Here is a 19,835-nt window from a genome sequence, read left to right as displayed (position 1 = left end):
AGGTGTGCCGGACGGGTATTGCTGGAGCTTGCCCAGGAGGCCGGTATTGAGGGGGTAGAATTGCTTTTGTGAATAATGCACAAAAAACAATTTTAGATTTTTCTGCATTTAACCCTTGACATTTTCGCCGGTAAATCAACATAATTTTTTATTGACACCCTTCGCGCCCGTATGGTATACTATCCCATGCGTCAATCGGCGCTTGAGTTTGTCTGCCGCGCCGCCCGTTCCTTATAAGGCCGGGCGGTGTTGGGAAAGCGCCGCCCCGGAGCTGTGAAGCGGGGCGGACGGAATATGGACAGGAGGTGTCTTAAGCATGGCAACGAAACGTACCTATCAGCCCAAGAAGCTCCACGGCCAGAAGGTCCACGGCTTCCGCAAGCGCATGGCCACCGCCAACGGCCGCAAGGTCCTGGCCCGCCGCCGCGCCAAGGGCCGCGCCCGCCTCTCCTATTGAGGAGCAGGAGACACTTGAACACGAGTCCTGACAGGGGCGGCTGGAATTGTTCGGATTCCTCCGTCCCTTGTACTGGTTCTGCGGCCTGGGAGGGATGAACGGTGAAGCCCGCGGTGACGCTGAAAAAAAATCATGAGTTCCGCCGGCTGTACCGCAAGGGCGCGTCGGCGGTGGCGGGGAGCATGGTGCTCTACTGCCGGAAAAACCGCCAGGGCCACAACCGCCTGGGCATTACCGTTTCCGTAAAGCTGGGAAACGCCGTGAAGCGCAACCGGGCCCGCCGCCGCCTGCGGGAGGTCTACCGGCTCTCGAGCCCCCGTTTGTCCCAGGGCTGGGACATCATCCTGGTGGCCCGGGGCAGGACGCTGAGCGCCCCGTGGAAGGAGCTGGGCGACACCTTCCTCCGCCTGAGCCGGAAGCTGGGCCTTCTGGAGGACAAGCCGTGAAGCGGGTTTTGATCGCCCTGGTGCGGTTCTACCAGCGGAATATCTCCCCCTGCCGCCCCCGGTGCTGCAACTACATCCCCACCTGCTCCCAGTACGCCGTGGAGGCTTTGGAACGGTACGGGGCCGTGAAGGGGAGCTGGCTCGCGTTCAAGAGAATACTCAGGTGCAACCCCTTTCATAAGGGAGGCTATGACCCTGTGCCCTAGCTTCCCCACTGAACAAAACGAGAGGAACAAATTATGTTTTCAACCATCGGATACTATATCTGTATCCCCTTCGCGTGGCTGGTCCGGCTCTTCTATAACCTGACGGGCTCCTACGGCATGGCCATCATCCTCTTTACGCTGGTCATCAAGCTCATCATGCTGCCCTTCCAGATGAAATCCAAGAAGAGCATGATGCGCATGAGCCGCATGTCCGGCCGGATGCAGGAGATCCAGAAAAAGTACGCCAACAACCAGACCAAACAGGCCGAGGAAATGCAGAAGCTCTACGCCGAGGAGGGGATCAACCCCATGTCCGGGTGCCTGTGGAGCCTGCTCCCCTTCCCCATCCTGCTGGCCCTGTACTCCATCATCCGCCAGCCCATCACCCACTTCATGATGCTGAGCCAGGACGTGGTGCAGCAGATGGTGGACGCCGTGACCGGCGCCGGGCTGGACGTCGCCAGCATCGTGCAGATGAAGGACGGAGCCGCCATTGTCCGGGATGGGATTACCCAGCTGCTGCCCTACGGGCAGATCAACCTGGTCAAGACCATCGCCTCGGAGCTTCCCGAGGTGGGGCAGTCGGTGCCCGGGTGGATCAATTTGAACTACACCTCCTTCGGGCTGGACATGGCGGCCAACCCCTGGAGCATGGTGACGGGCTTCACCTTCACCTGGGCCGCCATCGGCCTGATCCTCATTCCCATCATCGCCGGCGCCAGCCAGTGGCTCATGACCAAAATCACCATGAAGCACCAGCCCCAGACGGACCCCTCCGCCGCCAGCGCCAACCGCATGATGATGTTCATGCCCCTGTTCTCCGTGTATATCGCCTTCACCATGCCCGCGGCCCTGGGCGTGTACTGGATTGCCCAGAGCGCCTTTGCCGCCGTGCAGGAGTACTTCATGGGCGCCTTCTTCAACAAGAGGCTGGAGGAAGAGGAGAACGCCCGCTATGAGGCCCGCCAGGCGGAGCGGAAGCGGAAAATGGAAGAGGCCAAGGTCCTCCAGGAGCAGCAGCGCCAGCAGGCCGCCCAGAAGCAGACCCTGAAGGAAAAGCAGAAGGCCGCCCGGGACGCCAAGGCCGCCAAAGCCGCCAAGGCGGGCGCCTCCACCACGGAGGCCGGCCGGGTGGGGGACAGGCCCTACGCCAGGGGCCGGGCCTACAAGCCGGACCGCTATGACGAAACGTAAAGGTGGAAGCCGTTATGAGAGACTATATTGATGTCACTGGCAAAAACGAGGACGAGGCCATTTCCAAGGCCCTGGCCCAGCTGAACCTGGACCGGGACGACGTGTCCGTGGAGGTGCTGGAGCGGGCCAAGTCCGGCTTCCTGGGCCTCGGCGCCTGCCCGGCGAAAATCCGCGTGTACTACGGCCCGGAGGCGGAAGAGGAAATCCTTCCCCCTCCGCCCGCCCCCAAACCGGAGCCCGTCCGGGAAGAGCCCCCCAAGCCCCGGCCCGCCGCCCCGGAAAAACGGGAGCGCCCCGAGCGCAGGGAGCGTCTCCCCCGGGAGAAGAAGGAACGCCCGGAGAAAAAAGAGCGTCCCGCCCCCAGGCCGGAGCCCCTTCAGGAGGAGCCGCCGGTTCCCCTGGGCGAGGAGGTGGACGATGAGAAGGCCGCGGCCATCAAGGCCTTCCTCAAGGGCCTTCTGGAGCACATGGACAGCGCCGCCGGGGTGAAGGTTTACCTTCCCGAGAAGGGCCGCTACAAGGTCATCCTGGAGGGCCAGGGCCTGGGGTCCCTGATCGGCCGCCGGGGCGAGACCCTGGACGCGATCCAGCAGCTGACCAGCTATGCCGTGAACCGGGGCGGCGGGCCCCGGGTACGCATCCACCTGGACGCGGAGAACTACCGGGCCAAGCGGGAGCAGAGCCTCCAGCACCTGGCCCGGAAGGTGGCGGGCAAGGTGGTCCGCTACCGCCGCAGCGTCACGCTGGAGCCCATGAACGCCTATGAGCGGCATGTGATCCACACGGCCCTCCAGGATTTCGAGGGCGTGACCACCTACTCCACCGGCGCGGACCCCAACCGCCGGGTGGTGGTGGCTCCGGACCGGGGCGAGAGGCATTGAAAAAAGAGGGGCCATCCGTCAGGCTGGCCTCTCTTCTTATTTCCCCCGGGGCCGTGATTTTTTATGAGAGGAGTTTTCGACGGGCGGCGCATGTTCGCCGTCTTCCCCAAAACTCAACCGAGACCGGGCCGGAAATCGTAAGAAATTCTTAAGGTTTTTGTCAAGCCGTTCGTAAGATTTGCCTGCTATCCTATACACAGCTCAAGGGAGGAAGCCCGATATGAACGAATGTATTTTAGTCGTGGACGACGACCCGGAAATTGTGAACGCCATCGCCATCACCCTGGAGCGGGAGGGCTATCCGGTCCGCAGGGCCTACGACGGCCTCCAGGCCGTGGATGAATGCCTGGACCCCGCCGTGAAGCTCATCCTCATCGACGTGATGATGCCCAGGCTGGACGGCCTCAGCGCCCTGCTCCGCATCCGGGAGAGGCGGAACCTGCCGGTGATCGTCCTCTCCGCCAAGAGCGAGGACACGGACAAAATCCTGGGCCTTTCCATGGGGGCCGACGACTACGTCACCAAGCCCTACAACCCTCAGGAGCTCATCGCCCGGGTGCGGAGCCAGCTTCGGCGGTACACGTCTCTTGGCGACATCAACGCCGAGGGGCGGCAGGGCCTTCTGGTGAACGGGCGGCTCAGCTACGACCCCGCCGGGCGGATTCTCCGGGCCGACGGGGACGAGGTGAAGCTCACCCCCACGGAGAGCAAAATCGTGGACCTGCTCTTCCGCCACCCCGGGCAGATTTTCCCCGCCGAGGAAATCTACCGCCGGGTGTGGAACGAGGACGCGTTTTCCTGTGAGAACACGGTGATGGTTCACATCCGCCGCATTCGGGAGAAGATCGAGCTGAATCCCAAGGAGCCAGATTATATTAAGGTGGTGTGGGGCATTGGATACAAATTGGAACAGCACGGATAAGGACCCCGGCGGGGCCCTGGAGCAATTTGTGGCGGAGGAGGTCCGGGAGGCCGTGGAGGCGGGGAAGGGCGTGAAGGTCCTCCGCCCCGGCGGGCGGGTCAAGGCGCTGGCCGGTTTTCTGGCCTTCTTCCTGGGAATGACGCTGGCCCTCTCCGCCCTGGGGGCGCTGGGTAACCGGATCGCCTGGGAGCGGGACCCCTCTCCCCGGTGGGAGTGGGACTGGCAGGAGACAGACGCCTTCCGGGACGAGGTTTCCCACTATCTCCGGGAGTTTTTGACCATCGGAGCCGGGGGAGCGGTGGACTTCTACGATGGGGCGTACTACTGGGACGGCGGCTACAACAGCGCGGTGGTGGTGGAGCAGGAGGCCATTCGGACCTGGTGGGGCTTTGGCGAGGCTGCGGAAGCCACGAGGGTGGAGCAGGGAACGCTGGAGTCCGTTCCCCCAGCGGAGCCGGAGAAGGAGCTGGAGAAGGAGCCGGACGCGGCCTATCAGGCGGACAAGAACGTCCTCTATTACATCCGGAACGGAGAAATAAAGAACGGGAAGGTCTACAGCAATATGGACGCCGGCCTGGACAAGCTGCTGGCCCGGTCCGTGGAGGGGTACAACTTCTACCTTCAGTTTGTGAACGGCAGGGTTTCTATCTTCAAGGACGGCCAAATCCGGGACGTATACGGAGACGGATACTACGACGGCGATTCCCGGTGGTTTGTCCCCGGCTACGACAACTTCCCTGTCAGCGAACAGCTGGAGGGGGTCAAGGTGGTCATGGCCGTCCGGGAAACGCCCATCCCGTACTACAGCGCCGACTACAAAACCGGCGGCACCAGCTATTACTCCGCCTTTTACAGCCTCGCCCGGCAGGTGGAGGAAAGCGAGTCCTTCTACTATACCCAGGGTCTGCTGCTGTTCATCGCCATGTGGTGCCTGGTTCTCTGGGCCCTGCTGCGCAAATTCGTGGAGCCGGTGAACCGGAAAATCGCCTCTTGGACGGTCCATGTCTGGACGGAGGTCCGCTTCCTGCTGGCAGCGGCGTGCCTGCTGTGGGCCTTCCTGCCGGGCCTTTGCAATCTGGACGTGGTTTATGAGCTTCTTTACAGCTATGACTGGGAGGGCGGGTATTCCTTCGCCGCCTGGGGCATGGCGGTCCTCCGGCTGGTTACCATGAACGTCCCGGCCCTCATCGCCCTCTTTTGGCTGTGGCGGCTGCTTCGCAACGACCATAAGCACAACCCCGGGGAGGTCCGGAGGTCCCTCCTCCGCACTCTTTTTCGCTTCCTCCGGACAAGGGACCTGAAGCGGCCTGTTGAGAAGCGGCTCAGCCGGAGCGGCGGCCTGGTGCTGCTGGTGCTGCTGGCGGGCTTTGCCCTCTCCCTGTTCCCAATGGCCGTCCTGGTCAATTTTGTGCGGACCCACCCCGGCATCTGGGGATGGTGCCTGCTTCTCCTGGCCTGCCTTTTGGAGGTGCTGCTGGTATGGGCCCTTTACTGCGCCTGGTGGAGCCGGGGGCTGGCCCGTGATATCGCCGCCCTGGCGGACCAGGTGGAGGCCGTCCGGGCCGGGGACCTGGAGAGGCCCCTGGTCCTCCCGGAGGACGCGGACCTGCGCCGGACGGCGGAGAGCCTCAACGACATCCAGGCCGGGATGCGGGCCGCCCTGGCCGAGCAGACCCGCAGCGAACGGATGAAGGTGGAGCTGGTGAGCAACGTCTCCCACGACCTGAAAACCCCCCTGACCTCCATCCTCTCCTACGCGGAGCTCCTCCGGCAGGAGGACCTGCCCCCGGCGGCGGCGGACTACGCAAAGATCATCGACCAGAAGGCCCAGCGGCTGAAAACCATGGTGGAGGACGTGTTTGACATCAGCAAGGCGGCGGCGGACCAGCTCCCCGTCCATCTGGAACGGCTGGACCTGGGCAAGCTCCTGCGCCAGACCCTGGCGGACATGGACGGCCCCATTCAGGCAAGCGCCCTTACGTTCAAGGCGGAGCTTCCCGAGGAGCCGGTGATGATTACCGCCGACGGCAGACGGCTCTACCGGGTGTTCCAGAATCTTCTCGACAACGCCCTGCGCTACGCCCTGGAGGGCAGCCGGGTCTATCTCAGATTGAAAACGGCGGAGGGAACCGCCGAGGCCAGCGTCCGCAGCACCTCCCGCACGGAGCTTCCGGAGGGAGTGGACTTCACCGCCCGGTTCGTCCGGGGGGACTCCAGCCGCACCGACGGCGGCAGCGGCCTGGGGCTGAGCATTGCCAGCTCCTTCACCGAGGCCTGCGGCGGCGCGTTTCGCGTGGAGACGGTGGCGGACCTCTTTACGGCAGTGGTGACGTTCCCCACGGAACAGGAAGGACAGGAGGCATGAGCGCAATGAAAAAGACTGCGGCGGGACGAAGGACAGCCCAGCGGCTTAAAGCGGCTCTCTGGAGCGCGCTGCTGGCGGCGTGCCTGGCCGGGTGCGCCGCCCCGGCGGAGGCATGGGACAGCGGCGCGGCGGCGGGTGGGTCCCTGGTGGCGCTCTCGGAAGACGGCGGAGAGGACCGGGAGGCATCTCGGACGGAGCTCTTTTTACCCTACGAGCCCTTCGGCCTGCGCTACGACGCCGAAAAAGACGAGCTCCGGTTTGACGGCCAGCTGGTGCGGTGGTTCGAGGACTACTACCCCCTGTCCGAGGACGGCACCCAGGCCGGGCTGGACTTCTTCAACGAAAACGGCGTGGTGGACGTGTACGCCGTCCGGGACCGGAGCGGGCTTGCCCGCTGCGCCGACGGCTCCTATGACCCCAGCGGGACGCTGGTGGGGGTGGAGGCGTTTTCGGAGGAGGCGTTTGCTGCCCGGGACGTGGAGGCCCTCCGGCATTCCGCCCCCGTCACCGCCGTGGCCGGAGGTGAGGAGCTGTCGGCGGAGGAACGGAACGCGATGGCGGAGGCCTACGCGCCCTTCGGCGTCACCTATGACGCCGAAGAGGACCAGTGGTACTACAACGGAGAGGCGGTGTGCTTTTTCCGGGACGTGCTGACCTCCAACGGGAAGAGCCTGACCGGCGGAGGGTTCCGGGGAGCCATGCGGATCCTGTCCAGCGCGGAAGGCACGGTCCGCATTGAGACCGTCCGGGATTTCACCCGTCCCGATTTCCAGGGGTACGGGACCCTGATGGATATTCAAATCATAGAGGATGCGTGAACGCAAAAGCGGGCCGCCCCCTTGGGCGGCCCGTTTTTCGTCACACCTCTCTCGCTTCCGTTTCCGGGCAGTACAGCACCTGCACCCCGCAGTCGTCCCGGAGCTTCTCCCGGCGGACGCTCTCCGCCAGAATCAGCCCCGCCAGGTCCTGGGGATCGTCTCCGATCCAGCCCGCCAGGAGGTTTAAAAGCCACTCGTCCTCCGCCGGGTCCGCCACGCCGTCGCTGACCATGACGGCGAAGCCGCCGGGGGCCAGGGGGGCCTTCGTCACGTCCGGCGGCGGGCCCTGGAGCCCCACGGGAAGGCTGGCCCCGGTAACCCGCCGGACCACGCCCCCCCGCTTTAGGTAGCTGGGGGCCGCGCCGCACTTATAGAAGGACGCCTCCCGGGCCCTGGGGTCGTAGACGCACAGGTCCACGGTGGTGAAGGCCCCGGACTCCGCCCCCCGGAGGCCCATGGCGGAGTTCAGGGTTTTCAGCGCCGCCTCCGGGGCTACCCCCGCCTCCAAAAACTGCTGGAGCAGGCGGCAGACCAGGGCGGACTCCTTCCGGGCGGGCTCGCCGCTGCCCATGCCGTCCGCCAGCAAAAGGCACCAGAGGCCCTGGTCCGTGCGGAAGGAGGCCACGGTGTCCCCGCAGACCGTTTCCCCCTCCTTGGGCCGGAGGGCGGCCCCCACCCGGCAGGGGCTTCCCGCCGCCATGGCGGGGGCGGCGGCCTCCAGCCCGGCGGCGGTGGCGGTCAAAAGCTCCGAGAGCTGGGCGTACTGCCCCCGGGCGCTGCGGCGGGTTTCCTCCAATTGCCGCCGGTACTGCCGCCGGAGGAGAAAGGCGGAAAGCTCCGCGTTGATGGCGGCTAAAAGGTCCGGCAGGTGGATGCAGCGGCCGGTGAAGTACTCCGGGAAATCCTTGGCCAGGGCCCGGCCCCGTTCCAGTAAGTAAGGCGTGGCGTCGTTCATGGCGTTGAAGGTGCCGGTGTAGTCCTTCTGCCAGCAGAGCTCACACAGGGAGCAGCCCCGGCAGACCTTCTCGGCGGAGCGGTCGAAGACGATGGCGGGGTTTTCGTCCGCTGCGGGGGGCGCGGAACGGCCAATGCTGTCGTACAGGTCCCGGAGAGCCGCCGCCGCCCGGTCCAGCCGCTGCCGCCAGGGGGCGGGGGATTCCTCCGCCGCTTCCTTCTGCGCGGGGGGGATGGCGGGCCGGACCCGCTTCCCCGCCACAAACCGCCCCGGCAGGGCCAGAAACAGCCCCGTTCCCGCCGCCGCCTCCGGCAGCAGGGGCAGCGGGCTTCCCTCCGCCAGGGCCGCAGCTCCGGCGGAGGCCAGGAAGGCCAGCGCCGCCCAGGTCCTCCGCCGCCCCTGGCAGCTCCCCGCGGCAAGGCCCGCCAGTCCTAGGGCGGCGGTGAGGGGCAGGCGGCTTCCGCACAGCTCCGCCGTCAGCCCCAGCCCCAGGCCGAAGGCCGCTCCGCCGGCGGGGCCCCGGTCATAGGCCGCCAGGACCGCCAGGAAGCACAGCAGGGCCCGGGCGGGGGAGAAGCCCAGAATCTCCAGCTCCTCCACCGCCGTCACCAGAGCCCCGGCCAGGAAGAGGAGGCCGTCCACGATTTCCCGGCCCTCCCCGCCCCGAAGGAGGGGGAAGAACAGCCACGCAGAGGCCCCCAGCAGCCCCGCCGCCGCCAGGCAGTCCGCCAGACGGTCCAGGGGGGAGAGGGACTGGAGTATGTAAATGCCCTCCACAGTGACGTAGAGCCCCGCCGCCGTCAACGCCATGGGCCGGGGCCGGGAGGGAATCCAGGTGCCCCCCAAAGCCGTGGAGGCGGCGAGAATCAGCACCGCCACCGCCAAAAAGGGCAGGGCCTTGGCAAAGGGGAGGAACAGCGCCGCCCCGGCAAAGGCCCCCGCCAGGGCCGCGCCCCCCTCCAGACCCGGCCCCGCCGCCGCCGCCCAGCCCAGGGCGAAGGGGGCGGAGCCTCCGGCGGTCTGCCCGGCGGTCAGCGCCGCCGAGAGAAAAAAGCGGACGCCCAGATGCACCAGCCGTCCGGCCCGCTCCCGTTCCAATATCAGCTGCCCGTGTGCCACAGCTTGTCCCTCCTCGAAATGTTGTTCTCCCATTGTAGCGCCGGAGGGAGAAGAAACCCGTCGGGAAAGGTGCCGGGGGGATTTTCCCGGAGGAAAAACAGGATGGAAACCGCCGGAGGGCTGTGTTAAAATGGGAATAACGCCACTCAACCGGCGGTTGAGTCTGGGAAATCCACCGGCGGTTCCTGGAAAAGCCGGGGCGGCGGGGATAGAATCGGGGAGGAAAGGGGATGCGGATATGGACCAGAGCAAAATCGGAACCTTTATTATGGAGCGCCGGAAGGAGCGGGGGCTGACCCAGGCCCAGCTGGCGGAACGGCTGAATATCACGGACCGGGCGGTGTCGAAATGGGAGACGGGCAAAAGCCTGCCGGACTCCTCCATTATGCTGGCGCTGTGCGAAATCCTGGACATCACGGCGGACCAGCTTCTCAGCGGGGGGCGGGAGGCCAAGGCGGCGGAAAGCGCCCCTTCGCTTCCAAAAGAAACCGCGGGGCGCGTTCCCCGCCGGGGGGAGCGGCGGTGGCGGCTGGCCCTCCTGCTGACCGGGTGGCTGTTCACCGGCACGCTGGTATGCTTCATCTGCGACACGGCCCTTACCGGCGGACTGAGCTGGTCGCGGATCGTGGCGGTTTCCACGGGGTACGCCTGGGCGGCGCTTCTCCCCTGGGTCATCCTGAAACGGGGAGGAGCGGCGGGAAGCCTCTTGAGCCTCAGCGTGTTTACGGTTCCCTATCTATACAGTCTCAGCCGGCTGCTGCGGGTCCGGGCGGTGTTTACCGTGGGGACGGCGATGGCCGTTCTTTCCCTTGTGTTTTTGTGGCTGATTTACGCCGCCTTCCGCCGCATGGGCAGGACCTTCCAGGCCCTGGGGACCGCATGCTTGCTGCTGGCGGGGCTGACGGCCTCCATCAACGGGGCGCTGTATCTTTTGGAGGCCGCGCCGCCGCCGGACGCCTGGAACGGAATGAGCGTGCTGCTTTTTCTGCTGGCGGCGGCGGTGTGCTTCACCTGGAAGCGGGACGGGGAATGAAAAAAGCGGGAGACTTCCTTTAAATAGGGAAGCCTCCCGTTTTATTTGCCGTTTCGCCGGATTCAGCCCGCCAGGGTCAAATCGCCGTCCTTCACCCAGCCCGCCTTCCGGCAGAAGTGGTTGACAAGCGGGCAGATGACGGCGGGGAGGACGAAGGAAACCAAAATCAGTCCCGCCCAGTCCATGGCCCCGGGGACGATGGCCGCCGCCCCGTTGGCCAGGGCCTGCTCGCTGGGGGCCAGCCAGCCGGTCCAGACCCCCAGCTGGCCGCAGAGGCCGCAGGTGCCCATGCCGGAGTTGATGGCCGCGCCGTTCATCTCCAGGCGGAACAGGCATGTGGCAATGGGGCCGGTAATGGCGGAGGTCAGGGTGGGCGCGATCCATATTTTAGGATTCCGCACGATGTTGGGCATTTGCAGCATGGAGGTGCCCAGACCCTGGCTCACCAGGCCCCCCCAGCCGTTTTCCTGGAAGCTCATGACGGCGAAGCCCACCATCTGGGCGCAGCACCCCGCCACGGCGGCCCCTCCCGCCAGGCCCGTCAGCCCTAGGACGGAGCAGATGGCGGCGGAGGAGATGGGCAGGGTCAGGGCCACGCCCACCAGCACGGAAACCAGGATGCCCATGAGGAAGGGCTGGAGCACCGTGGCGCGCATGATGAGCTGGCCGAAGGCGCTGGCGGCGGCGGCAATGGGGGGCGCGACGGCCCAGGCCGCCCCGATGCCCACCAGGGTGGTGACGATGGGAGTCACCAGGATGTCGATTTTCGTCTCTTTGCTGACGGCCTTGCCGCATTCGGCGGCGAGGATGGCCACAAGGAGGACGGCCAGGGGCCCCCCGGCCTTGCCCAGGGCGTTGCAGGCGTAGCCCACCGTCGCCAGGGAGAAGAGGACCATGGGCGGGGCCTGGAGGGCGTAGCCGATGGCCACGGCCATGGCTGCGCCGCTCATGAAGGAGGCCATGCCGCCGATGGTATAACCAACCTTGTTGATGGTGATGAGTTCGGCCGTCAGGAAGCCGATGTGGAACTGGGCGCCCACGGTGTTCAAAATGGTGCCGATGAGCAGGGAGCAGAAGAGGCCCTGGGCCATCGCCCCCAGGGCGTCGATGCCGTAGCGGCGGACGGAGAGGACGATGTTCTTGCGCTTGAGAAACGCTTTGACGTTTTCCATGGGAAGCACCTGTTTCTTTCGTAAAATTTCGGGTTTGTGCACGGCCGCCGGGCGGGTAAATGGCCGCGCGAAATAAGCCTTACAGGTGTCAAGACACCTGTAAGGCTTATCATACGCACCCGGAGAGGTTTTGTCAAGAGGGGGGCCGTCAAGTTTGGCTTCCCGGAGCGGGGATTCCTTGTAGATTTTTGCCGAAAGCTGTGGTACAATGAATCCGCTGTCGGCCCTCCGCAGTGAGAGGGGGTGAGCCGGTTGGATGCGATCCTAGCTTTTTTCACCTCTGTTGTGGCAGACGTCATCGCTTATTTCGTCTGCAAATGGCTGGACAGAAGGTAACGACAGCGGCAGCCTAAAATGGAACCCCCGGAAGTGCACTCTTCCGGGGGTTCCGCTTTGGTGAGCCTAAATCGCATCCTAGCTTTCATCGCTCTCCGAGGTAACTTCATTATAGCCCCCTGAAGACGCGAAGTCAAGGGCGGATTTTTACTCTGCCCGGCGGGGCCGGGTTACACATTCCGTGCGTTTCCGCATATAGGGTTTTCCCTTGTAGATTTTTGCCGAAAGCTGTGGTACAATGAATCCGCTGTCGGCCCTCCGCAGTGAGAGGAGGTGAGCCGGTTGGAATCCTTGCTGGGTTTGGTCACTTCTGTTGTGGCAGACGTCATCGCTTATTTCGTCTGCAAATGGCTGGACAGAAAGTAATGACAGCGGCAGCCTAAAATGGAACCCCCGGAAGTGTGCGCTTCCGGGGGTTCCGCTTTGGTGAGCCTGGAGTCGTCCTGGGTTTGGTCGGTCTCCGTGGTGCTTTTATTATAGCGCCCCGGAGGCGGGAAGTCAAGGGCGGATTTTCACTCCGCCCGGCGGGGCCGGTTCTCCAGCAGGGCGTCGTAGGACCGGGAGACGCCGGGCCAGTCCACCTTCCGCCACCAGCCCTCGAAGTAGTCCGGGCGGCGGTTCTGGTAGTCCAGGTAATAGGCGTGCTCCCACACGTCGCAAAGAAGCAGGGGGACCAGGGGGAGGGGCACGTCCTGGTTGGGGGTCTTGACCACGGAGAGCCGCCCCTCGCTGTCGCTGACCAGCCAGGCCCAGCCGGAGCCGAACTGCCCTAGGGCGGCGTTCTTCATGGCGGCCTTTAGGCCCTCCAGGTCCCCGAAGTCCCGGGCCGCGGCGTCCGCCAGGGGGCCCATGGGAGAGGAGGCGGGGCCGGGGGCCAGAGTTTTGAAATAGAGGTCGTGGTTGTAAACGCCCCCGGCGTTGTTCCGCACGCCCTGGCGGATGTCCTCCGGCAGGCGGGGCCACTCCTGTACTAAGCGCTCCAGGGGCCAGTCCTGGACCTCCGGGTGCGTCTCCAGGAGCTTGTTCAGGTTGTCGATATAGGTTTGAAAGTGCTTGTCGTGGTGGAAATGCAGCGTTCGCTCCCCGATCTCCGGCAGAAGGGCGTCGTAGCCGTAGGGCAGAGGCGGCAGGGCGAAGGGGTAATGTGCTTCCATAGGGTTCTCCTTTCATGGCGATTGCTTCGTATAGTATATGTGAAGGGCGGGCCTGGCATACAGAGAGAAAATTTTGAAAAAATTTCTGCAAAGTTTGGAACAAACGCCATCGCTCCATCGTCTATAATAGGGGAAACCAAAGACGGCACAGGAAAGAAGAGAGAAGCATGAAGCAGTTTATCTGGATGCTCTGCGGGATTTTTGTCTCCGGGCTGCTGGTGGGAACCCTCAGCGCCTGCGGGGCGGAGCAGTACAGCGTGTGTACCATTACCACGGAGAAGCCCTCCGCCGCCCAGGAGGAGTCCCCCGCGCTTGGGGAACCGCCGGAGTCCGGAGCTGAAGAGCCGCTGGAGGAGCCGCCCGCACCGTCCCCCAAGCCCGGGGCCTCCATCACCGCCGAGGAGGACCAGGCCCGGATGCTGGCCTACGGCAAGGCCTTGTGGGACATGTACCTGCTGGGCCTCCGCCCCGATGGGGAGGAGCTGGAGCGTGCCACGGACCTGGGCCCCGCCGAGGGGAACCGCTTCGCCATCGCCGATGTGAACGGCGGCGGGGCGGAGCCCCTGGAGATTCCCTATCGCCCCCTGGAGGAGGTGAACATCGCCGCCCTGGGCTGTCCCAGGCCGGAGGTAACGTACCCGGAACCTGTTGGATAACCGATGCAACATAAATATAAGGAGGAAATTACAATGAAAAAATTACTGTCCGTACTGCTGGCCCTGGCGGCCCTGTCCGCCGCGCTGTGCGTCACCGCCGCTGCGGCGGAGACCGCCCCCGCGGCGGAAGAGCCCGAGAAGCTCCCCCCCTTCGTCCAGGTCTGGGGCAAGGTCTCCCCCTGGGAGGGGGAGGGCATTTACCTCAAAAACGACGACAAGGACAGCCATTTGAATGAAGTGGTCATCCACCCCGGCGACGCTCCGGCGGTGGACGGGGCCACGGGCCTGCCCCTGGATTTGGAGAAGGTGAAGGAGGGGGACACCCTCTATGTCTGGACAGGCCCCGCCATGGCGCTGAGCCTGCCGCCCCAGATGTCCGCCCTGGTGATTGTGGGCAATGTTCCCGCCGGCGCCGCCGCGCCGGAGTTTTGTGAAATCGCCCGGCGGGCCGTGTCTCCCGCCCCCGGCGATAAGGGCAACCCCACCTTCGCGCTTACCGGCGGCGAAACGCTGGAGGTGACGGACAAGACCGTCTACACCCCCTGGCTGACCCGCCAGATGGTGCGGATGGAGGACCTGAACCCCGGCGACCGGGCGCTGGTCTGGAAGGACAAAAACGGCGCGGCGGAGAAGGTCCAGCTCCTCCCCGGCGTGTACCAGGGCTATGTTTCCACCTTCGCCACCATGCACGACGTGCGCATCGCGGTCAACGGCGGCTTTGACGCGGAGCGGGACCAGGGGGTTCCCCAGTTCTCCGGCCAGCGGACGGACAAGGGCGTGATGGCCCCCATCCGGGGCGTTGCCGAGGCCGCCGGGTATGAGGTCCGCTGGGACAAGGCCCTGGGCGTTGTGGTGAGCCGGGACGGCAAGACGGTCTTCTCCGTCCAGCCCGGCGCGGAGACGGTCCAGACACCCGAAGGGGAGGGCTATCTCTCCGCCCCCTGCCTTAAGGAGGGCGGCACCACCTACCTGCCTCTGGAGGATCTGTGCCATTGGCTGAACCTGTATTGCTCCTGGGGATAACGGCTTTTCTGAACAGAATAAAAAGGGAAACTGCGCCGGCAACAGAAAGGTTTGTTGCCGGCGCAGTTTTTTCGCAGTTCCAAGCTTGGTATTATTTCCGAGCTTAAAACTCGGAAACAATCCATTTGATTTAAGCCGTTTTGCGGTTGCCGCTGTTTACAGCGGCAACCGCAAAACATGGCACATATTACTTCCGGCCTTTCAGTTCAGAAGTAATAACGCGTTAAAGTTCTTTTTGCTTACTTTTTCTTTCAAGAAAAAGTAAGATCAAACCGCGCGCCGGGGTCTCCGGCAAAGACGATCAGGCCGTCCTTGGACAGCTTGGCGGACGCATCGTCCCACAAAACGGAGGAGGCCGTAAGCTTGCCCTTGGCGTCGTAAACCCAGAAGCCCGCGTCCTTGGGCATCTGGACGGTCATGGTCTTTCCGCCGGCGCTGTCGCCCACCTTGTACCAGCGGGCGTATCCGTCGGGCTGGATGGTGGAGGCGGCCTTGCCCTCGCTTCCGGTGGAGAGGGTGGGGACGGCGTTCATGTCCATGTAGACGCCGCCGCTGGACTGATAGAACCAGAGGTTCCCCTTCGCGTCCCGGCGGAGCTCGATGTCGGAGCCGTCCCGGCTGCCGGTGCCGGGGACCTGGGTGGCGAAGCGGGCGTGAGTCTCGTCCTCAATGCGCAAAGAGCCAATGTAGCCGGGGGCGCTCTCGACGGCGCCGCCGGAGTCCACCTGGAGCAGGGCCCCCAGGGAGGCGTAAATCTGAGAGCTGTAGCGCTCGTTCATGGGCAGCACCGCGCCGCCCATGATGGACTCCCATTTCTCCTGGAGGGCCGGGTCAATGTTGTTCTCCGGCAGCTTCATGGCGACGTAGTTGGACGTGGGCAGATACCCAAGGCCGGAGAGGTCCGCGAAGGCCCACTGGTAGAGGTAAATCTCGCCGTTGTCCTCCTCCACCAGCCGGAGGGCGGAGGTTCCTCCCCCGTCCCGGAAGGTGCCGTCGCTGTAATAGTAGAAGGTCCGGGGCGGGAAGTCCGGCGTGGCGGGGTAGCGCATGGTCAGGGTCCCGTCCTCGCTGAGCTCCACCTGATAGACCGTCAGGGAGCCGTAATAGCCCGCGTGGTCCAAAAGCTCCTTCGGCATGGGGGCTTTCTCGGCGGCGGGGAGCCGGAGTCGGAGCTCCACCACCTCTTCCTTTTCCCGGAGGACCGACAGCAGCATCTGAGAGGCGGCCATCTCGTTGTAGGTGGAAACGCCGCCGGAGCTGAGCACCGCCGCCGCCAGCTTGTACTCCGGCAGCACCACCAGCCCGGCGTGGTAATACTGGGTGTCGCCGCCCTTCACCAGGGCGGTGATGCCGTTTTCCGAGAAGGGGTACCACTCCACGCAGTCCCAGCCCAGGCCGTAGGACAGGGCGTCGGGGCCCTCCTCGGGCCAGAGGCCGTTGGCGTACTCCGGGGCGGCCATGGCGTCCAGGGAGGCCTTTTTCAGCAGCGTGGACTTGGTGAGGGACCCGCCGAAGGCGGCCACATCCTCCGCCGTGGCGTAGAGCCCGCCCGCGCCGACCACGCCCAGGCAGTCCTTGGGCAGGGGGCGCTTGTCCCCGGCCTGGAAGATGTCCGCCCGGCGGCTTTCAAACTGGTCGGAGGGGAAATAGGTTTCCTTCAAACCGGCGGGGTCAAAGATGTGCTGTCGGAGGTATTCCTCAAAGCTCACGCCGGAAACGGCCTCCACCACCAGCTCCGCCAGGGTGAAGCCGTCGTTGCAGTAGACGCTGAACGCGCCGGGGTCCGCCTTGAGGCGCTGCCCGGCCAGGCAGCTTAAAAGCTCGTCGGTAGCGATGGGGCTGGGGTCGTCGAAGAGCATGCCGCTGGTGAAGGAGGAGCCCATCAGGCCGGAGGAGTGGTTCAGCAGCATCCGCACGGTGATGTCCTTATACCGGGGGTCCGCCATCTTGAAGGCGGGCAGGTACTTCACCACCGGCGTGTCCAGCTCCAGCTTTCCCGCCTCCGCCAGCTGCATGACGGCCACGGTGGTGTAGATCTTGCTGACGGAGCCCGCGCCGTAGACGGGGCTTTCCCCCTTCAGCGGCTCGGCGCCGCCGTCCCCCTTGGCAATCTGGGAGCCGGAGGAGATGATTTTTCCGTCCTGCCAGACGGCCCAGCTGGCCTGGGTGGCCTGGCCGTAGGTCATGGCGCTGTTGACGGTGGCCCGGGCGGCCTCGTCCAGGGCCGTCCCGCTCTCCGCCGCCGAAACGGGGAGGATGAGGCTCAGGCTCAGGACCAGGGCCAGCAGCAAGGCGCTGAGGGTCTTGGTGTTTTGTTTCATGTTGGTTTCCTTTCCCGCCCCGGGGGAAACCGGGGCGTCTTTGTGGGATGCCCCCTTAGGATACACCTTCCACCAGGGGGAATGTCAAGGGGGTACCGGTGAAAAGTGTAAATTTCGTCCTGGGATGCCGGGAGGGAGACGAAAATTTATAAAAAGGCTTGCGCTTTTTCATGAGCTGTGGTATATTGCATATATTAGAGTAAGATGGAAGCTAAGGTAAGGAGTGGACCGGCGGTCCGCTCTTTCTTTTGGCAATTTTCCCTTCCTCAAAATGGTTTGGAGGGCCGTCCATTTATGAAGAAAATTACCGAACTTACCGCGGAGCTGGCGGCTCCCGCCGTCGCGGAAGCGGGCTGCACCCTTTGGGATGTGGAATATGTCAAGGAGGGCGGGACGTGGTACCTCCGGGTCCTGCTGGACAAGGAGGGCGGCGTGGACATCCTGGACTGCGAGGCCGTGTCCCGGAAGCTCTCGGACCTTCTGGACGAGGCGGACCCCATCGAGGGGAGCTATACCCTGGAGGTGGGCTCCGCCGGGGCGGAGCGGGCTTTGAAGCGGCCCGGGGATTTCGCCCAATTCATGGGCAGTCCCGTGCTGGTGAAGCTTTACCGCGCCATGGAGGGGCGGAAGGAGATTCCCGGCGTCCTGACGGCCTATGACCCGGAGAGCGGGACCGTTACCGTGGAGGCGGGGGGCGCGCCCCGGACCTTCGAGAAGAAGGACGTGGCTCTGGTCCGCCTGCGGGTGGAATTTTAACGGATTGTTTTTAAGTGTATTTAAGTGTATTTCAGGAATAAGGAGAATCGGCAAAGATGAGAGGCAAGAAGCAGAAAGAACCCGCCGGCATGAACCCGGGGGAGATCTTCGCCGCCCTGGAGCTGCTGGAGCAGGAACGGGGCATTCCCAAGGAGGCCATGCTGGAAAAGGTCATTAAGGCCATCACCACCGCCTACCAGCGGGACCACAAGGACGTGGAGGAAGAAAACATCGTCGTGGAGGCGGACGAGGTCCACAAGGAGCTGCGCATGTTCATCCGCAAGACCGTGGTGGACGAGGAGGACTATGTGGACCCCTTTAACGAGATGTCCCTGGAGGAAGCCAAGGCCATCTCCGCCCGGTATGAGATCGGGGACGTGGTGAACATCCCGGTGGACAAGATGGAGTTTGGCCGCATCGCCGCCGGAAACGGCAAGCAGGTCATTATCCAGGGCCTCCGGGAGGCCGAGCGGGGCAAGGTCTACGACGAGTTCAACTCCAAGCAGCACGAAATCCTCACCGGCGTGGTCAGCCGCATCGACCCCCGGAACGGCGCGGCCTCCCTCCGCATCGGCACCGGCGCGGAATCCACCGAGGCGCTGCTGCTGGCCGGGGAGCAGGTTCCCGGCGAGCCCCTGGAGGAGGGGATGCACGTCAAGGTCTACGTGGTGGATGTGCGCCACTCCACACGGGGGCCCCAGGTGCTCATCTCCCGGACCCATCCGGGCCTGGTGAAGCGGCTCTTTGAATTGGAGGTGCCGGAGATTTTCGACGGCTCCGTGGAGGTGCGCTCCATTGCCCGGGAGGCGGGAAGCCGCACGAAAATGGCCGTCTGGTCCCGGGAGGAGAACGTGGACCCCATCGGCGCCTGCGTGGGCCCCAGGGGCCAGCGGGTGGCCTCCATCGTTGACGAGCTTAGGGGGGAGAAGATCGACATCATCAAATGGAGCGAGGACCCCGCCGAGTTCATCGCCGCCGCCCTGGCCCCCGCCGACGTGGTGGAGGTGCGCATGGCGGAAGAGGGGGTCAAGGCCTGCCGCTGCGTGGTGCCCGACGACCAGCTGTCCCTGGCCATCGGCAAGGAGGGCCAGAACGCCCGCCTGGCCGCCCGGCTGACGGGATATAAGATCGACATCAAGCCCCAGAGCTACCAGCCCGGGGAGGATGAGGACGATCTCTTTGCCGCCGCCGCGGCGGAGCGCCCGGCGGCTTTGCAGGAAGAACCCGAGGACGAAGAGGCCCCGGAGGCCGTCGAGGAGTAAGCCCGGCGGAGTACCGCCGGATGATTGGATGAGAAAGGGGGGACCCGCGTGCCCAAGGTGAAAAAGATTCCCCAGCGCCAGTGTGTCGGCTGCCGGGAGATGAAGGATAAGAAAGCCCTTTTGCGGGTGGTCCGCTCCCCGGAGGGGGCGGTGAGCCTGGACTTCACCGGGAAGAAGCCGGGGCGGGGGGCCTATGTGTGCCCGGACCCGGAGTGCCTGAAAAAGGCCCGGAAGTCCCGGGCGCTGGAGCGGGCCTTTGAGACTGCCATCCCCCCCGAGGTTTACGACGCCATGGAGGCGGAGCTGGGAGGCGGGACATGAGCGGAAACAACGTGTTGTCCCTTTTGGGACTGGCCCTCCGGGGCGGGCGGCTGGCGGTGGGCGAGGAGCCCGCGGCCCTGGCCGCCAAGGCCGGACAGGCGCGGCTGCTGCTGACCAGCTCCGACGCGGCGGGGAACACCCTGCGCCGGGTGGAGCACCTGGCGGAAGAGGGCCATTGCCTCCATTTGACGCTCCCCTTTTCCAAGGCGGAGCTGGGCGGGGCCCTGGGCCGGGGCAGCGCCGCCGTCGCGGCTTTGACCGACACGGGCCTTGCCGCCGCCGTGGCGGAGCGGCTGGCCCAGGCGGACCCGGAACGCTACGGCGAGGCCGCCGCCCGGATGGAGCTGAAGCGCCGCCGGGCCAAGGAGCGGAAGGAGGCCCCCCGCCGGGACCCGCCGAAACGAGAGCCGCCGCAGGGAAGGGACCGCCGCCCACCCA

19 protein-coding genes are annotated in these 19,835 nt (G+C 64.9%); 15 read left to right on the top strand and 4 right to left on the bottom strand.

Annotation, left to right across the window (positions count from 1 at the left end; translation table 11 throughout):
- Positions 1–316: 316 nt before the first annotated feature.
- The 8 genes from rpmH (at position 317) to Q1M04_RS14890 (ending at position 7,289) form a co-directional block, all read left to right on the top strand.
- Positions 317–457: a 50S ribosomal protein L34 gene (gene rpmH, locus Q1M04_RS14925; protein ID WP_021751147.1), complete on the top strand. Its 141-nt coding sequence runs from the start codon at positions 317–319 to the stop codon at positions 455–457.
- Between the two features lie 101 nt (positions 458–558).
- On the top strand, positions 559–903 hold the full coding sequence (gene rnpA, locus Q1M04_RS14920) for a ribonuclease P protein component (RefSeq protein ID WP_297998325.1): 345 nt from the start codon (positions 559–561) through the stop codon (positions 901–903).
- Positions 900–1,109, top strand: coding sequence for a membrane protein insertion efficiency factor YidD (yidD, locus tag Q1M04_RS14915; protein ID WP_204790156.1), 210 nt, complete (start codon positions 900–902; stop codon positions 1,107–1,109). The genes rnpA and yidD overlap by 4 nt, the downstream gene beginning before the upstream one ends.
- A 33-nt stretch (positions 1,110–1,142) precedes the next feature.
- A complete protein-coding gene (locus tag Q1M04_RS14910) occupies positions 1,143–2,303 on the top strand; it encodes a YidC/Oxa1 family membrane protein insertase (protein ID WP_297998326.1) in 1,161 nt (386 codons plus the stop codon).
- 14 nt (positions 2,304–2,317) lie between these two features.
- Positions 2,318–3,184, top strand: a complete 867-nt coding sequence (jag, locus tag Q1M04_RS14905) for an RNA-binding cell elongation regulator Jag/EloR (RefSeq protein ID WP_297294872.1) — start codon at positions 2,318–2,320, stop codon at positions 3,182–3,184.
- A gap of 220 nt (positions 3,185–3,404) precedes the next feature.
- Positions 3,405–4,106 carry a response regulator transcription factor gene (locus tag Q1M04_RS14900; RefSeq protein ID WP_293280686.1) on the top strand — a complete coding sequence of 234 codons (702 nt, stop codon included), beginning with the start codon at positions 3,405–3,407 and terminating at the stop codon, positions 4,104–4,106.
- A complete protein-coding gene (locus tag Q1M04_RS14895) occupies positions 4,078–6,471 on the top strand; it encodes a HAMP domain-containing sensor histidine kinase (protein ID WP_297998329.1) in 2,394 nt (797 codons plus the stop codon). Before Q1M04_RS14900 ends, Q1M04_RS14895 begins: the two co-directional genes overlap by 29 nt.
- Positions 6,472–6,476: 5 nt before the next feature.
- Positions 6,477–7,289, top strand: a complete 813-nt coding sequence (locus Q1M04_RS14890; protein ID WP_297998331.1) for a hypothetical protein — start codon at positions 6,477–6,479, stop codon at positions 7,287–7,289.
- A gap of 40 nt (positions 7,290–7,329) precedes the next feature.
- On the opposite strand, the gene Q1M04_RS14885 is transcribed toward Q1M04_RS14890, so the two are convergent.
- Positions 7,330–9,363, bottom strand: a complete 2,034-nt coding sequence (locus tag Q1M04_RS14885) for a SpoIIE family protein phosphatase (protein ID WP_293280682.1) — start codon at positions 9,361–9,363, stop codon at positions 7,330–7,332.
- 238 nt (positions 9,364–9,601) lie between these two features.
- Here Q1M04_RS14885 and Q1M04_RS14880 point away from each other — a divergent pair, with 238 nt between their 5' ends.
- A complete protein-coding gene (locus Q1M04_RS14880; RefSeq protein ID WP_297998334.1) occupies positions 9,602–10,396 on the top strand; it encodes a helix-turn-helix domain-containing protein in 795 nt (264 codons plus the stop codon).
- 62 nt (positions 10,397–10,458) lie between these two features.
- Here Q1M04_RS14880 and Q1M04_RS14875 read toward each other — a convergent pair whose 3' ends face one another.
- Both Q1M04_RS14875 and Q1M04_RS14870 read right to left on the bottom strand, forming a co-directional pair.
- Complete coding sequence (locus tag Q1M04_RS14875) at positions 10,459–11,568, bottom strand: PTS transporter subunit IIC (RefSeq protein ID WP_295758518.1); 1,110 nt, start codon at positions 11,566–11,568, stop codon at positions 10,459–10,461.
- 848 nt (positions 11,569–12,416) lie between these two features.
- Positions 12,417–13,058, bottom strand: coding sequence for a superoxide dismutase (locus tag Q1M04_RS14870; protein ID WP_297294216.1), 642 nt, complete (start codon positions 13,056–13,058; stop codon positions 12,417–12,419).
- 167 nt (positions 13,059–13,225) lie between these two features.
- On the opposite strand from Q1M04_RS14870, the gene Q1M04_RS14865 reads away from it, so the two are divergent.
- Positions 13,226–13,714 carry a hypothetical protein gene (locus Q1M04_RS14865; protein ID WP_297998337.1) on the top strand — a complete coding sequence of 163 codons (489 nt, stop codon included), beginning with the start codon at positions 13,226–13,228 and terminating at the stop codon, positions 13,712–13,714.
- Positions 13,715–13,747: 33 nt separating this feature from the next.
- Positions 13,748–14,737 carry a stalk domain-containing protein gene (locus Q1M04_RS14860; RefSeq protein ID WP_297998339.1) on the top strand — a complete coding sequence of 330 codons (990 nt, stop codon included), beginning with the start codon at positions 13,748–13,750 and terminating at the stop codon, positions 14,735–14,737.
- Between the two features lie 251 nt (positions 14,738–14,988).
- Here Q1M04_RS14860 and Q1M04_RS14855 read toward each other — a convergent pair whose 3' ends face one another.
- On the bottom strand, positions 14,989–17,058 hold the full coding sequence (locus Q1M04_RS14855; RefSeq protein ID WP_297998341.1) for a serine hydrolase: 2,070 nt from the start codon (positions 17,056–17,058) through the stop codon (positions 14,989–14,991).
- Between the two features lie 294 nt (positions 17,059–17,352).
- Here Q1M04_RS14855 and rimP point away from each other — a divergent pair, with 294 nt between their 5' ends.
- The 4 genes from rimP to Q1M04_RS14835 all read left to right on the top strand — a co-directional run.
- Positions 17,353–17,814, top strand: a complete 462-nt coding sequence (gene rimP, locus Q1M04_RS14850) for a ribosome maturation factor RimP (protein WP_297998343.1) — start codon at positions 17,353–17,355, stop codon at positions 17,812–17,814.
- Between the two features lie 56 nt (positions 17,815–17,870).
- Entirely contained in the window at positions 17,871–19,076 is a 1,206-nt protein-coding gene (gene nusA, locus Q1M04_RS14845; protein ID WP_293280401.1) for a transcription termination factor NusA, read from the top strand.
- A 48-nt stretch (positions 19,077–19,124) separates the two neighbouring features.
- Entirely contained in the window at positions 19,125–19,397 is a 273-nt protein-coding gene (locus tag Q1M04_RS14840; RefSeq protein WP_204791108.1) for an RNase P modulator RnpM, read from the top strand.
- Positions 19,394–19,835, top strand: a 442-nt coding sequence (locus Q1M04_RS14835; protein WP_300448543.1) for a 50S ribosomal protein L7, incomplete at its 3' end; no start/stop codon positions are given. The genes Q1M04_RS14840 and Q1M04_RS14835, both read left to right, overlap by 4 nt.

Origin of the sequence: uncultured Oscillibacter sp. (assembly GCF_950073225.1) — a bacterium.
Lineage (GTDB): Bacteria > Bacillota > Clostridia > Oscillospirales > Oscillospiraceae > Oscillibacter.
This window is presented reverse-complemented; position numbering and strand designations above follow the sequence as displayed.

Excerpts from the sequence above, each read along its gene's own strand:
- rpmH (WP_021751147.1), top strand. The coding sequence starts at position 317 with ATGGCAACGAAACGTACCTATCAGCCCAAGAAGCTCCACGGCCAGAAG.
- Q1M04_RS14910 (WP_297998326.1), top strand. The coding sequence starts at position 1,143 with ATGTTTTCAACCATCGGATACTATATCTGTATCCCCTTCGCGTGGCTG.
- jag (WP_297294872.1), top strand. The coding sequence starts at position 2,318 with ATGAGAGACTATATTGATGTCACTGGCAAAAACGAGGACGAGGCCATT.
- Q1M04_RS14900 (WP_293280686.1), top strand. The coding sequence starts at position 3,405 with ATGAACGAATGTATTTTAGTCGTGGACGACGACCCGGAAATTGTGAAC.
- Q1M04_RS14890 (WP_297998331.1), top strand. The coding sequence starts at position 6,477 with ATGAAAAAGACTGCGGCGGGACGAAGGACAGCCCAGCGGCTTAAAGCG.
- Q1M04_RS14880 (WP_297998334.1), top strand. The coding sequence starts at position 9,602 with ATGGACCAGAGCAAAATCGGAACCTTTATTATGGAGCGCCGGAAGGAG.
- Q1M04_RS14875 (WP_295758518.1), bottom strand. The coding sequence starts at position 11,568 with ATGGAAAACGTCAAAGCGTTTCTCAAGCGCAAGAACATCGTCCTCTCC.
- Q1M04_RS14870 (WP_297294216.1), bottom strand. The coding sequence starts at position 13,058 with ATGGAAGCACATTACCCCTTCGCCCTGCCGCCTCTGCCCTACGGCTAC.
- Q1M04_RS14865 (WP_297998337.1), top strand. The coding sequence starts at position 13,226 with ATGAAGCAGTTTATCTGGATGCTCTGCGGGATTTTTGTCTCCGGGCTG.
- Q1M04_RS14860 (WP_297998339.1), top strand. The coding sequence starts at position 13,748 with ATGAAAAAATTACTGTCCGTACTGCTGGCCCTGGCGGCCCTGTCCGCC.
- Q1M04_RS14855 (WP_297998341.1), bottom strand. The coding sequence starts at position 17,058 with ATGAAACAAAACACCAAGACCCTCAGCGCCTTGCTGCTGGCCCTGGTC.
- rimP (WP_297998343.1), top strand. The coding sequence starts at position 17,353 with ATGAAGAAAATTACCGAACTTACCGCGGAGCTGGCGGCTCCCGCCGTC.
- nusA (WP_293280401.1), top strand. The coding sequence starts at position 17,871 with ATGAGAGGCAAGAAGCAGAAAGAACCCGCCGGCATGAACCCGGGGGAG.